Below are 13,359 nucleotides of genomic sequence, written 5' to 3'. Positions count from 1 at the left end.
TTACTTCCCTAAACTTGCCAGATAGGCAATCACCGCCGCACGCTCGTCTTCCTTCTTGATCCCGGCAAATGCCATCTTGTTCTTGGGCAGGAAGCCCTTGGGGTCGGTCAGGTAGGCATCCAGCGTTGCGGCATCCCAGACCATTCCGCCCGCCCCTGCATCCAGCAGCACCTTGGAATACTTGAAGCCGTCGACAGCACCGACCTTGGCCCCGACCACGCCGTTCAGCACAGGTCCGGTGCCGTTCTTGGCGCCCTCGCCGACCTTGTGACAGGCAGCGCATTTCTTGAAGACGGTCATGCCTTTTTCGATCAGGGCCGGATCGGCAGTGGCGACGGAGGCCGGTGCAGGCGTTGCCGCCGGAGCCGGGGCTTGCGCCGGAGCGGCGGCAGGTGCCGGTGAAGCCGCCGCAACCTGTGTTTCAGCGGGAGGGGGAACAACGGCTGGCGCTTCGGCCTTGTCAGGCTGCGCTCCGATGGGCGGCAGGCTGCCGGCCGGGCGTCCGTCCGAGTCTTCCGGGGTGACGTTCAGCTCGATAGCCCGCTTGGTGACCTTCACCGGAGCCACGCAGTTGGACATGCAGGGCTCTTTGGTGAACAGCGGATACTCGGTCTGTGGCCGGTCGTCGGGATAGAAGCCGTCGGCATTCGGCAGCTTCACGTCGGTGAAGTTCTCATGCGACAGGACAAAATCATCTTCGACGAGCCCGTTCGAATAGAGCAGGAACGCGGTGATCGCGTAGGTCTCATCGATTGAGACCGTCTGCGCAGCACCAAAGGGCATCGACCGGTGGACGTAATCCCAGACAGTCGAGAGATAAGGCCAGTAGCTGCCAATGGTCTTGACCGGGCGGCGGTCCGTCAGACTGCCCTCACCGCCGGCCAGCACAGGCCAGCTGTCGAGACCCTCGGCGAACTCGCCATGGCATGCGGCGCATTTTTCGGCGAACACTTCCTCACCGGTGGCGACATCGCCGGAACCCGGACGCAGACCCTTGCCATCCGGGAGAACGGACAGGTCCCAGGCCGCAATTTCCTCGGGCAAGGCCTCGCGGCCAAGGCCCAGCTTGCCGGCGATGGCCGGGGTGACAAGGCTGCCGAGCATGAGGCCCGAAGCAACCAGCGCTGCGGTCAGGCGGAACTCAGGCAACTTCGACATTCTCGACCTCCCCATCAGCCTTGACCCACCAGGTCTGGATACCGTTGTTGTGATAGACGTTGTTCAGCCCCCGGATCTTGCGCAGCTCGTCCTTGGTCGGCTGGAGATATCCGGTGTCATCCATGGCCCGTGACTGAAGCAGCATTTCCTCGCCGTTCCAGTCGATATCGAGGTGGAAACGGGTCAGCGCCTTCGGCTTTGCATCGCCCGATATGCGCGCCGGCTGCCAGTTCACCCCACCATCCAGCGAGACATCCACGCGGGTAATGCGGCCGTTGCCGGACCAGGCGAGGCCGGTGATGACCAGAGGCCCCTTGCCATGACGGACCGGCACCTGCGGCGAGGGCGAGGTGATGACGGACTTTGCGTCCATGACCCAGGTCCACTTGCGGGCCCGTCCGTCCGGCATCAGGTCGGTGTATTTCGAGGTTTCCTCGCGGCTTTCGACAGCCTGGTCGTAGACCGCAATGCGGCGCAGCCACTTGACCCACATGTTGCCCTCCCAGCCGGGAACAACCAGACGGGCCGGATAGCCATGTTCCTTGCGCAGCGCCTCGCCGTTGGCGAAGAAGGCGACCATCACGTCATCCATGGCCTTTTCCAGCGGCATCGAACGGCCATTGGAGCTGGCGTCCGCGCCTTCGGCATAGACCCACTTGCCCTCCGGCTTCACGCCCGCTTCCTCGAGCAGAAGCCGGAGCGGGACGCCGGTGTATTCCATGTTGTGGATCATGCCCTGGGTGTACTGGCAGCCTTCCAGCTGTGCCCCGCCCCACTCCATGCCGCCATTGGCCGCGCATTCGCAGAAGGCGGTGGTCACGCTACGGGGAAAGCGCAGCAGATCCTCGAAAGTGAAGACGAGCGGCTTTTCGACCAGCCCGTTGATCATCAGCCGGAAGTCCTGCTTGCTCAGTTCGATTGCGCCGGAGTGGTGCCGTTCAAAGGCGCAGCCCTGCGGCGTGATCGTGCCTTCCAGCGCATGGATGGGCGTGAAGTTGATCGACGAGACCGGGCTTTCGGTCAGCCATTCGACGTTGCGGCGGACGACGTGGGATTCAAACCGGATGGGCATGCCGTAGGGCGCGGCATCAACGGCATCGCCAAAGCTTGATGCCCAGTCCTGGACTTCCGTAATCTTGGGATCCGGGCCAGCTGCAGCACGCGCGGAGGCGGCCCCGGCGACAAGTCCTGCGCCGGCGAGAGCCGTTGAACGCAGGAAGCCGCGGCGCGATTGGCTGACAGGTTCGTCGGTCATGGCGAACTCTCCTTGGGTCGTCTCAGATGCCGGTCACGGTGACCGATGTGTTGGGTTTCAGCTGCACGGTGCCGATCTTGCGCACGTGGGTTTCGATCACGTCCCAGATCTGCGGCCCTTCCGTGCCTTCGTTCACACTCGCCCAGCCGGCCACCGTGTAGGTCTTGCCCGCTTCGATGGCCTCGCCGCTGTCCGCAAGAGCAATGCTGGAGATGCGTTCGCCAATCGGCTTCGACACATCGATCGCATAGGCCAGCCCGCCGACACGTACCATGTCGCCGCCCTGCTGGTAGTAAGGATCCGGATTGAAGATGTTGTCGGCGACGTCCTCGAGGATCGTCTTGATCGTCTCGCCAGACATCTCTGTGCGGTAGCAGGCGCCATAGGTCATCGAGGTGACATTGTGGATGTCCTCGCGCGTGATGGCGTCGCCCGGCAGCAGCGTTGTGCCCCAACGCACACCAGGCGACATGGCGATCTGCGCGTCGCGCTCGGAGCGGATGGCATCGCAGATCAGGTCGTCCCAGGTGCCGTTGAAGTTGCCGCGCCGATACAGAAGGCTGTCTGTGGTGCCGATCTTCTCTTCCAGCTGCGCCTTGAAGGGCTCGCGCTCCTTGTCGATCAGGGCCGCCATGTCGGCATCCGGCTTGATGACATCGGAGAAGATCGGGATGAGCTTGTGCCGGTATCCCATCATGCGGCCGTCGCGCACATCCAGGTCGATGCGGGAGACGAACTTGCCGTTCGATCCCGAGGCAATCAGGATGGTTTCGCCGATCAACACCGGCTCCGGCACCGCGTCGTGGGTGTGGCCCGTCAGGACGACATCGATGCCCTTGACGCGGCTTGCCATCTTGCGGTCGACATCAAAGCCGTTGTGCGAGAGACAGACGACGAGATCGACGCCTGCGGCCCGGACCTCGTCGACGACTTCCTGCATGCGTTCCTCACGGATGCCGAAGGAGTACTCCGGGAACATCCACTTCGGATTGGCGATCGGCATGTAGGGGAACGCCTGCCCAATCACCGCGATCTTCACGCCGCCGCGCTCAAAGATCTTGTAGGGTTCGAACGCCGGTTCGTCCCACTCGGCATCAAAGATGTTCGCGCCGAGGAACGGGAACGGCAACGTTTCGACGATTTCCTTCACCCGATCCGTGCCGTAGGTCCATTCCCAGTGGCTGGTCATGGCTTCAACGCCCAGCGCGTTCATGACATTGACCATGTCCTGGCCCTTGGTCAGGAAGCTGGTCATGGACCCGTGCCAGGTGTCGCCGCCGTCCAGGAGCAGGGAGTCCGGACGCGCGGCGCGGATGGATTTCACGACCGTCGCAACCCGGTCCATGCCGCCCATGCGCCCATAGCTGCGGGCCAGCGCGACATAGTCGTCGTAGGTCAGCGCGTAGGCATCGGCCGAGCCCTTGGCAATGCCGAACTTCGACAGGAAGTCCGTGCCGGTCAGATGCGGCACGACGCCCTTTGCCTCACCGATGTTGATCTCCGGTTCGCGGAACCAGATCGGCTTGAGCTGGGCATGGATGTCGGTGACATGGATGAGCGTCACATTGCCGAAGTCATCGAAACGCAGGAGATCGTCCTGTGTCAGCGTCTGCTGCGCGGCAAGGCGCGACCAGGAACCAAAGGCATCGGTTCCCGTGATCGCGGCGAGGGCCATGGAGGCCTGCAGGAATTCGCGGCGGGTGATCATCCTGATCTCCGGGTTTGCGGACATGGCTCGGCCGTCGCGCCGCAGCACGTTTGCCAATGCCTGCATCAATCAATCGGTGCTTGGTGGCGGCTGCCGCATCTGCGGCAACCGGATGATTGAGCACTTTCGACGAAACGGAGCCGCCGCGAGTGCTCAATCCCTTTGTCTTCTCTCAAGTCCGGACGCAGCGCCGGTAGCGGCGTCCGCCGGACTTGTCTTCGTCAATGCCGGACCGAAACGCCCTCGACAGACAGCCCGTTGCCGCGCGAGGCCACATAGAGCTCAAGCGCCTTGAACTCGTCGGACCCGGCCTTGAAGGTCTCGGCTCTCGTATCGCGGACGCATCCGACAAAGCGCTGCTGCGCGCTCAGCATGCCTGCATCCTTCAGACGATAAGTCGGGAACCCGTTGATCTGGCCCTGGGACAAGTGGTCAGCGCGGATCATCTTGCCATAATTGTCCTCATGGCAATTGGCGCAGGACATCTCCAGCTGCCCATAGCGGGTGTAGTAGATTTCCTTGCCCTTTTCCCAGTAGGACTGCGCCGGACCATCAATGGCGATGTTCACGACATGACCACGGGACTGCATGGAAATGAGGCTGAGCATGTCTTTCATCTTGTCAGACGTCATGCCCCATGCCTCAAGGCCCATACGCTCCTTCACGCAGCCGTTGATGTAGTCCTCGACCAGCATCAGCTTGCCGGATTTGGCATCAACGCGCGGGGTGACGGCACGAAGACCGGCCATCGACTCCGGCCCCTGGTGACAACCGGCGCAGGACTCGCCGTTCTTGCCCATAGCCTTGTTCCAGGCATCCATGCCGCGGTCGACGAAGACCATGGCCGGATTGTCGAAGTCATCCTTCTGAAGGTCCCGTGTCTCGGTCTCACGGAACAGCCAGCCGGAATAGATCGTGTCCATGGCATCCTTGATATGCGCAGGGGCCGGAGCCCTGGTCACGAACTCGATGACGCCGTCGTCGGTTTCCACCTTCAGCGTGTCATCGACCGGGTCGGCCAGCGCGGACCCGAGGACTGAACAGCCCAAGGCAACCGTAGCGGCCAGTAATGCGATCTTGCGCGGCTGCATAAGCTCTCCTCCCAGAGTTCTGTGGCGCGTCGTGATCAGGCGACTTCGATCGGCTTCACGTCCTCGTAGACCGAACCGTCATCGTCGTACCAGGTGAACTTGAATTCACCGGCTGCCGCGACCTTGGCGTCAAATTCGAAATAGGGGTTCGTGGACACGGCCGGATCGATGGCAACGTCGACGACGTTTTCGCCATTCAGGTCGCAGGTGAACCGGTTGATGATGGACCGCGGGATGAGCTTGCCATCCTTGTCCTTGCGCTGACCCGATTCCATCGTGTGGCTGATCAGCGCCTTGATCGTGACGACCTCGCCGGCCTTGGCCGATTTCGGGACCTTCACGCGGGGCTTTGCGTCTTTTGCCATATCTCGTCTCCTTGCATCCGCCGCCGGTCAGCCGCCGCAGCCGCCAATCGTGACCTTGACCGTTGCCTGCGCCTTGCGGACAGATCCGTCCGCCATCTTTGCCAGCGCGATGACATCCTGCGTCTTGGCGAGGCGGATACGGGTTGCGGCCCGCTGGGACCCTGCGGCAGCGCCGAACTTGAAGGTCGCAACTGCCGGTTCCGGATTGCCCGCAGCCAGAAGCATGATCGCGACCGCGCCAGGCGCATCGACCTCGATGGGAACGGTGTTGCCGTTCTCGGCGATTTCCGGTGCAGTCAATGTGATCCCGCCGTCGGACGGAGCGGCGCTGCCGGCGAAAGCGGCGGTCAGTTCATCAACCTTGGCGGCCAGAGCGGCGCCGGGCAGCACGATTGCTGCAAGACCACCGAGGCCGAACAAGAGTGCATCGCGTCTTGAGAGTTCCATTTTCATCTCCATGAGACCAGGCAAGCCTCAGTCCTTCAGGGTCATCAGGTAGGCGACGACATCTTCGATCTGCTGAGCCGTCAGGATCGGCGGAAGCTCTCCCTTGGCTGCGGCGCCGGTGTAGCCATCGCCAGGACGGACGAATCCGCTGGTCTTGTAGAAGGCTGGCATGAAGGTGCCGTCGAAGGTCTTTTTGGCGTTGGCCACCAGGCCACGCAGTTCCGCTTCCGAATAGCGATCCGCAACGCCATCGAGCGGGGGGGCAATGGTGCCGGGAAACTGGACATCGGGCAGCGCACCGACCACGTGGCAGGCCACGCAGTTGCCAAGGGCGTTGGTGGTCATGACCTTGATGCCGTTCTTCGGATCGCCAGGCGTCCCCGTGAGGGACGCTGCAATCGCGCCGCCGTCAAAGACGATGTCCTTGGGCGCCGTTTCAGACATGACGGGCATAGCTGTAGCCGTGACCACAACCGCCGCCAGCGCAAGCCGACGTTTCATTGCTCTCCTCCCAGAGTGCTTCCTCACCTTGACGATAGACCCGACTCGATCCTTCATGCAATAGAAGAATATGTATTTTTGAATATTTTCATTTATGAGTGTTTCCAGCAACTTACCAATCGGGAAATCGTCAGGGTTGGCTCGTGACCCGGGTGGCAAGGAATTTCTGGAAGTGCTCGTCACTGTCGTAGCCATGGTCCTTGACCCAGGTGAGCAAGGCCTCGGTGGTCCCTTTGCCGAAGGCGCCCGGCATCATGGCGACGGCGGCCTTGCTGGCCATGGCCCCGTCATCGACCTTCTCCGGAAGGAAGATCAGCGTCGGTGTGAACATGACGCCCCACCTGGCAACCATCGCCTTCTCGGACAGGACCGTGCCGTCGAAATCGGTAACCTCGACATCGCCGAAGAGATTGAGCTGGACGACGAAATAGTGGTCACGGATCAGACGATCGATGGCCGGATCCACCAGCACTTCCTCATGCATCTTGGTGCAGTAGATGCATCCGCGCTGTTCCACGATGATCAGCAGCCGCCTCGATTGCGCGTTGGCCTCCGCCAGATCCTCGCGCAGGTCCTTGAAGGTCTCACGCAGCCAGTCGGGCTTGTGCAGACCGTCATCTCCCAGTTCTGCGGCTGTGGCAGTGAAGCTCGAAACCAGAAGAACCAGAACCAGTGCGATCAGGCGTTTCATTACTGCCTCCCTCGTTACAGAACGGTCGCCGACCAGTCGAAATTGCGGATCATCCATTCGGCGATGATGTTGACGGAGTTCGTGGCGATCAGAACTCCAAAGATCACAAGCATCAGTCCCATGGCCTTCTCGACATGGCGCATGGCCTGGCGATGGCGACTGAAGAACCCCAGGAACGGACCGGCAAACATGGCCGCGACCACGAAGGGGAATGTCATGGCAATGCCATAGACCAGCAGCAGCGCGCCGCCCCGCCAGAGCTCGCCCATGCCGCTGGCAACAAACAGGATGGCCGCGAGGGCCGGACCGACGCAGGGCGTCCAGCCGAAGCCAAAGGCCAGGCCCATGACATAAGATCCGGCAAGGGATGTTGCGGCGGCCGAGCTCTGCATCCGGGCCTCCCGGTACAGGAGGCTGATGCGGAAGACGCCAAGGAAGTGCAGCCCGAACACCACGAGGACCGCGCCGGCAATCCAGCTCAGCGTCTCTTTCCATTGCAGGAACAGGCCACCGAGGGCCGTGGCCCCCAGTCCGAGCAGGACAAAGATCGTGGTCACCCCGCATGCGAACGCGACCGCCTGCAGCACGAGCCGCTGTCTGGCACCGCTGCGAACCTGTCCTTCACCCGTGAGCTCACTGATCGACTGCCCGGCCATGTAGGACAGGTAGAAAGGCACCATCGGCAGGACGCAGGGAGACAGGAACGACAGGAGGCCAGCCAGCGCCGCGCCTCCAAAGCTGACTTCAAGCATCCGCTCCTCCCTGAGCTCGCTTGCGCCTTTTATTTTAATACATTAGGATATTCCTATGTAAATATAGGCCTGTCAACATGATCCGCCTGCTTCTCAGTCTCGTTCTGTTCGCTGGCCTCATGAACGAGGCGACGGCCGGACAACTGCGGCTGCTGATGTTTGAGCAGGCAGGATGCGTCTATTGCCTGCGCTGGCACGAGGAAATCGGGCCGAAGTATCCGCTGACAGACGAAGGGAAAGCGGCTCCCCTGGAGCGGCTGCATCTTCGGGGCGAACTGCCTCAGAACGTCACGATCGTCTCGCGGCCGGCGTTCACGCCAACCTTCATCCTGCTGCGCGAAGGGCATGAGGTGGGCCGGATCGAAGGGTATCCTGGTGAGGATTTCTTCTGGCCGATGCTGGCGGAGCTGATCGAGAAGGCGAACCGGCCTTCTCGCTAACGCCAGACAACGCCAGCTAAATCTGTTTGCCACAGGGATCAACCGGGTTTCCGTTGCAGGCACCCTGTCTTCGTCATATTTAGGGCGTTGAAGCATTGGGGTCGCCACGTGTCCGCAGCCGAGGAAAATATCGACGACAGAACTCCCCTGTCCGATCTACTCGGCTTGGTCGAGCAGTCGAACGAGGCTGCAGCGCTGCTCAAGGCGATGGGCCATGACGGGCGCCTGACAATCCTCGCCTATCTGTCCAGCGGCCCGAAGAGCGTGACCGAGCTTGAAAATCTTCTGTCTTCCCGACAGGCTGTCGTCAGTCAGCAACTTGCACGCTTGCGTCTCGAGGGGATGGTGAGCGCAAGGCGCGACGGGCAGACGATCTACTACTCGCTGCTCGACCCGAGGGTCGCAGCCATGATCGAGGTTCTTGCGAAACTGTTTGGCAGGCCGACCTGAGATTGGCCACCGGACGGCAGGCCCTTCCGGGCCAGCAGGGGATGGACGGGAGGAACACGAATGGATGCCATCCCTTATGGCCTCCTTGCCGCTCTTATTGGCCTCGCCGGTGGAACCGTGCTGGGCCTGGCCGGACGGCTCGGGAATTTCTGCACGGTTTCCGCAGTCGAAATGGCCGTCTATGGCAAGGACGCGCGCAAGCTCCGGCTTTGGGGCATCGTGCTGGCGGTGGCGGTTCTGGCGACGCAATTCGGCGCGCTGGCCGGCTACATCCATCTTGAAATGACATTCTACCATGAGCTGGTCTGGAACCCGGTCGCATCGGTCGTCGGCGGCCTGATGTTCGGCTATGGCATGGCGATGTCCGGCAACTGCGGATTTGGCGCGCTGACACGCATGGGCGGCGGCGACATCCGCGCCCTCGTGATCGTGGTCGTCATCGCCATTGCAGCCTATGTCACCCTGTCGGGCCCGCTTGCGCCCTTGCGCATGGCGCTGTTTCCGCAAGAGGACGCCAGCGGCCCGCAGGGCATCCTGCACGACCTGCAAACTTATGCCGGACTGCCGCCAGCCCTGGTCATTTCCGTCATTGCCTGTGGCCTCGGCTTCTGGGGCCTGTCCTACGGACCGTTACGCCGCGAACCGCACATGCTGTTCTGGGGCGTCGCTGCCGGGCTTGCGGTTGCCGGATGCCTTGCCGGGACGTCCTGGCTTGCGGACAGCAGTCTTGGGGCGATCGACGTCGAAGGTCCCTCCTTCACCGCTCCGGTGGGGCGGGCGTTGCTGTTCCTCATGACGTCAACGGCAGGCGGCATCTCGTTTTCGGTGGGGATTGTCGTTGGCGTCATTCTGGGCGGGTTCATTGGCGCCCTGGTGCGCGGGCTCTTCCGCTGGGAGGCCTGCGAAGACCCGCGCGAACTGGGCCGCGCCATTGTCGGCGCAATCCTGATGGGCGTCGGCGGCGTCGTGGCGATGGGATGCTCCGTCGGTCAGGGCGTAACAGCCTTTGCGACCTTGTCCTGGTCTGGCCCGGTCACACTCGCCGCCATCGCCGCCGGGTGCGTTCTCGGGTTGCGGCATCTGATCGGCGGCTATCAGGTGGAATGACCGGACGAGCGGTCTGACCGCTTCCGATCGGTGTATCTCGCCCGCCGCCCCGTTGGCACCTATTGACGCCGAGTGGATTTGAACTACTATATGTAGCGTTCAAGGTTCCTTCGATTCGAGTGGATCGATGGCTAAGACGGGAATGCGGAACGCAAGGCTACCAAGCCTCGCCAAGCCGCAGCTGCCCCCGCAACTGTGAACGGCGAGCGTGTACCCAAACCGTGCCACTGGCTTTCGCAAGAAGCCGGGAAGGCTGGGTGCAGCGTGATGACCCGTGAGCCAGGAGACCTGCCTTGAGCGAAACGTCCACCGGCGGGGTGACCGGTAGGGGGCATGTCTGGTTCGCCCGGCTCACGCCGGCCGCCTGCTTCCCCGGTTCCCTGCGAATGTGCTTCGGGGTGAAGTCATGTTGAACAGTTCGATTTTCCAGTTTCCGCCTGGGCGACCCAGCCGCAGTGCGTGACCCGGGCTGCCTGCCTCAGGCTGCCTGAGCCCTATTTCCCATCAAGGCCGACTGCGGACGCCGTGCTGCACCCTGTCGGCTTGCCTTTCGAAAGCCATGTCATGACTGTCACCGTCTACAGCAAGCCTTCCTGCGTCCAGTGCAACGCCACCACCCGTGCGCTGGAGCGCCAGGGCATCACCTACACCCTGGTGGACATCTCCGAAGATGCAGAGGCCTATGACCTCGTCACCGGCCTCGGCTACCGCCAGGTTCCGGTGGTGATCGCCGGCGAGCAGCACTGGGCCGGGTTCCGTCCTGACCTGATCGGCGGACTTGCCTGAGGCAAAGCGATGAGCGGGCTCGTCTATTTCTCCAGCACCTCGGAAAATACGCGCCGCTTTGTCGAAAAGCTCGGCCAGGACGCGCTGCGGATCCCGATCGACGCCAGCGCGCCAGCGCCGCTCGCAACACGGCCCTTCGTGCTGGTCACTCCCACATATGGGGGCGGAACGCCGAAAGGCGCGGTGCCCAAACCCGTGATCCGCTTTCTCAATGACGAGCGGAACCGCGCATTGATCCGCGGCGTCATCGCCGCGGGAAACACCAATTTCGGCGCGGCCTACGGGCTCGCCGGCGACATCATCGCGGCCAAATGCCAGGTGCCGTTCCTCTACCGCTTCGAGCTGCTCGGCACGGCGGAGGATGTCGCGAATGTCAGCCAGGGACTGGAACGGTTTTGGACATGCTAGACACGCCCTCACTCTTGGACGCGGATGACACGGCCGCGCAGCCCCTCACGGCCGACCGCAAGGGCCGGCCCGCCGAGGAGCTGGATTATCACGCGCTCAACGCGATGCTGAACCTTTATGACGCGAACGGCCGGATCCAGCTCGACAAGGACCGGGAAGCGGCGCGGCAGTATTTCCTGACCCATGTGAACCAGAACACCGTCTTCTTCCACAATCTCAAGGAGAAGCTCGATTATCTGGTGACCGAAGGATACTACGAGCCAGAGGTGCTGGCGCAGTATTCCTTCGCGTTCATCCGTGACCTTTTCGATGCTGCCTATGACAGGAAGTTCCGCTTCCCGACCTTCCTCGGCGCATTCAAGTACTACACCAGCTACACGCTGAAGACCTTCGACGGGAAGCGCTACCTGGAGCGCTACGAGGACCGTGTCTGCATGGTGGCGCTGACGCTGGCGCGCGGCGACGAGCAGCTGGCCCGTGATCTAATGGACGAGATCATTTCCGGCCGCTTCCAGCCGGCGACGCCGACGTTCCTCAACGCCGGCAAGAAGCAGCGCGGCGAACTGGTGTCCTGCTTCCTGCTCAGGGTCGAGGACAACATGGAGTCCATCGGCCGGTCGATCAATTCCGCCCTGCAGCTGTCCAAGCGCGGTGGCGGCGTCGCCCTCAGCCTGACCAACATTCGTGAGGCCGGTGCGCCGATCAAGCAGATCGAGAACCAGTCGTCCGGTGTCATCCCGGTGATGAAGCTGCTGGAAGACAGCTTCTCCTACGCCAACCAGCTTGGCGCACGCCAGGGCGCCGGCGCGGTCTACCTAAACGCGCACCACCCGGACATCCTGCGGTTCCTCGACACCAAGCGGGAGAACGCGGATGAGAAGATCCGCATCAAGACGCTGTCGCTTGGCGTTGTCGTGCCGGACATCACGTTCGAACTCGCGAAGAACAACGAGGACATGTACCTGTTCTCGCCGCATGACATCGAGCGGGTCTATGGCGTTCCCTTCACCGAGATATCGGTGACGGAAAAGTACCGCGAGATGGTGGAGGACAAGCGGATCCGCAAGTCCAAGATCAAGGCGCGCGAGTTCTTCCAGATCATCGCCGAGATCCAGTTCGAGAGCGGCTATCCCTACCTGATGTTCGAGGACACGGTGAACCGGGCCAACCCGATCGCCGGACGTATCTCGATGAGCAACCTGTGCTCGGAAATCCTGCAGGTTAGCGAGGAAAGCCGGTTCAACGAGGACCTGTCCTATGCCCATCTCGGCAAGGACATTTCCTGCAACCTTGGTTCGCTGAACATCGCCAAGACGATGGACAGCGCCGACTTTGGCAAGACCATCGAGACCTCGATCCGTGCGCTGACGGCCGTGTCGGAGATGAGCAACATCGCCTCCGTGCCTTCGGTCGCCAAGGGCAACGAGGACAGCCACGCCATCGGCCTTGGTCAGATGAACCTGCACGGCTATCTCGCCCGCGAGCGCATCCACTACGGCTCCGAGGAAGGCGTCGACTTCACCAACATCTATTTCTACACGGTGACCTATCACGCCATCCGCGCGTCGAACCGGCTCGCGGTGGAAAAGGGGCGCAGCTTCAAGGGCTTTGAGGCCTCGAAATATGCCTCTGGCGCCTATTTCGACAAGTACACCGACGCGGCCTGGACGCCGAAGACGCCGAAGGTCGCGAAGCTCTTTGCCGATGCCGGCATCCATATCCCGACCCAGGACGACTGGCGGGCGCTGAGGCAAGCCGTGATGACCGGCGGGCTCTACAACCAGAACCTCCAGGCCGTGCCACCGACCGGATCGATCTCCTACATCAACCACTCGACCTCCTCGATCCATCCGATCGTGTCGAAGATCGAGATCCGCAAGGAAGGCAAGATCGGCCGCGTCTATTATCCGGCAGCCTACATGAGCAATGACAACCTGGACTATTACCAGGATGCCTATGAGATCGGCCCGGAGAAGATCATCGACACCTATGCGGCGGCAACGCAGCATGTCGATCAGGGCCTGTCCCTGACACTGTTCTTCCGCGACACCGCGACGACGCGCGACATCAACCGGGCGCAGATCTACGCCTGGAAGAAGGGCATCAAGACCATCTACTACATCCGCCTGCGCCAGATGGCGCTGGAAGGCACGCAGGTCGAAGGCTGCGTGTCCTGCACACTGTGAACCGGGGAAAAGGC

The 13,359-nt window shown here is 62.1% G+C and carries 15 protein-coding genes and 1 riboswitch; of the genes, 6 read left to right on the top strand and 9 right to left on the bottom strand.

Annotated elements, in window-relative coordinates:
• The 9 genes from OVA12_RS14555 to OVA12_RS14515 form a co-directional block, all read right to left on the bottom strand.
• Complete coding sequence (locus tag OVA12_RS14555; RefSeq protein WP_268138518.1) at positions 1-1,158, bottom strand: c-type cytochrome; 1,158 nt, start codon at positions 1,156-1,158, stop codon at positions 1-3.
• Positions 1,142-2,413, bottom strand: coding sequence for a sulfite dehydrogenase (gene soxC / locus OVA12_RS14550; protein ID WP_268138517.1), 1,272 nt, complete (start codon positions 2,411-2,413; stop codon positions 1,142-1,144). Before soxC ends, OVA12_RS14555 begins: the two co-directional genes overlap by 17 nt.
• 22 nt (positions 2,414-2,435) lie before the next feature.
• Positions 2,436-4,121, bottom strand: a complete 1,686-nt coding sequence (soxB, locus tag OVA12_RS14545; RefSeq protein ID WP_268138516.1) for a thiosulfohydrolase SoxB — start codon at positions 4,119-4,121, stop codon at positions 2,436-2,438.
• Between the two features lie 221 nt (positions 4,122-4,342).
• Positions 4,343-5,212, bottom strand: coding sequence for a sulfur oxidation c-type cytochrome SoxA (gene soxA, locus OVA12_RS14540; protein ID WP_268138515.1), 870 nt, complete (start codon positions 5,210-5,212; stop codon positions 4,343-4,345).
• Between the two features lie 35 nt (positions 5,213-5,247).
• Entirely contained in the window at positions 5,248-5,577 is a 330-nt protein-coding gene (soxZ, locus tag OVA12_RS14535; RefSeq protein ID WP_268138513.1) for a thiosulfate oxidation carrier complex protein SoxZ, read from the bottom strand.
• A gap of 27 nt (positions 5,578-5,604) precedes the next feature.
• Positions 5,605-6,024, bottom strand: coding sequence for a thiosulfate oxidation carrier protein SoxY (gene soxY / locus OVA12_RS14530; RefSeq protein ID WP_268138511.1), 420 nt, complete (start codon positions 6,022-6,024; stop codon positions 5,605-5,607).
• Between the two features lie 27 nt (positions 6,025-6,051).
• Positions 6,052-6,525 carry a sulfur oxidation c-type cytochrome SoxX gene (gene soxX / locus OVA12_RS14525; protein ID WP_268138509.1) on the bottom strand — a complete coding sequence of 158 codons (474 nt, stop codon included), beginning with the start codon at positions 6,523-6,525 and terminating at the stop codon, positions 6,052-6,054.
• A 130-nt stretch (positions 6,526-6,655) separates the two neighbouring features.
• Positions 6,656-7,216 (bottom strand): SoxW family protein, encoded by a 561-nt coding sequence (locus tag OVA12_RS14520; RefSeq protein WP_268138507.1) that lies wholly within the window; start codon positions 7,214-7,216, stop codon positions 6,656-6,658.
• A gap of 14 nt (positions 7,217-7,230) precedes the next feature.
• Positions 7,231-7,968: a cytochrome c biogenesis CcdA family protein gene (locus OVA12_RS14515; protein ID WP_268138505.1), complete on the bottom strand. Its 738-nt coding sequence runs from the start codon at positions 7,966-7,968 to the stop codon at positions 7,231-7,233.
• Positions 7,969-8,045: 77 nt separating this feature from the next.
• Between OVA12_RS14515 and OVA12_RS14510 the strand changes: the two genes are divergently transcribed.
• The 6 genes from OVA12_RS14510 to nrdE all read left to right on the top strand — a co-directional run bounded on the left by OVA12_RS14510 (position 8,046) and on the right by nrdE (position 13,345).
• Positions 8,046-8,408 carry a hypothetical protein gene (locus OVA12_RS14510; RefSeq protein ID WP_268138503.1) on the top strand — a complete coding sequence of 121 codons (363 nt, stop codon included), beginning with the start codon at positions 8,046-8,048 and terminating at the stop codon, positions 8,406-8,408.
• A gap of 108 nt (positions 8,409-8,516) precedes the next feature.
• A complete protein-coding gene (locus OVA12_RS14505; RefSeq protein ID WP_268138501.1) occupies positions 8,517-8,858 on the top strand; it encodes an ArsR/SmtB family transcription factor in 342 nt (113 codons plus the stop codon).
• 60 nt (positions 8,859-8,918) lie between these two features.
• The gene (locus OVA12_RS14500; RefSeq protein ID WP_268138499.1) at positions 8,919-9,965 is read left to right on the top strand and encodes a YeeE/YedE family protein; all 1,047 of its coding nucleotides are present in this window, start codon (positions 8,919-8,921) and stop codon (positions 9,963-9,965) included.
• Positions 9,966-10,050: 85 nt separating this feature from the next.
• A riboswitch (cobalamin riboswitch) is annotated at positions 10,051-10,275 on the top strand.
• Positions 10,276-10,529: 254 nt separating this feature from the next.
• Positions 10,530-10,751: a glutaredoxin-like protein NrdH gene (gene nrdH / locus OVA12_RS14495; protein ID WP_268138497.1), complete on the top strand. Its 222-nt coding sequence runs from the start codon at positions 10,530-10,532 to the stop codon at positions 10,749-10,751.
• Positions 10,752-10,760: 9 nt separating this feature from the next.
• Entirely contained in the window at positions 10,761-11,159 is a 399-nt protein-coding gene (gene nrdI, locus OVA12_RS14490; protein ID WP_268138495.1) for a class Ib ribonucleoside-diphosphate reductase assembly flavoprotein NrdI, read from the top strand.
• Positions 11,153-13,345, top strand: a complete 2,193-nt coding sequence (gene nrdE / locus OVA12_RS14485) for a class 1b ribonucleoside-diphosphate reductase subunit alpha (protein WP_268138493.1) — start codon at positions 11,153-11,155, stop codon at positions 13,343-13,345. Before nrdI ends, nrdE begins: the two co-directional genes overlap by 7 nt.
• The last annotated feature ends 14 nt before the right edge of the window (positions 13,346-13,359 follow it).

Source organism: Pannonibacter sp. SL95, assembly GCF_026672425.1.
Lineage (GTDB): Bacteria > Pseudomonadota > Alphaproteobacteria > Rhizobiales > Stappiaceae > Pannonibacter.
Note: the sequence above shows the minus strand (reverse complement) of the source record. Positions and strands in the feature narration are given on the sequence as shown.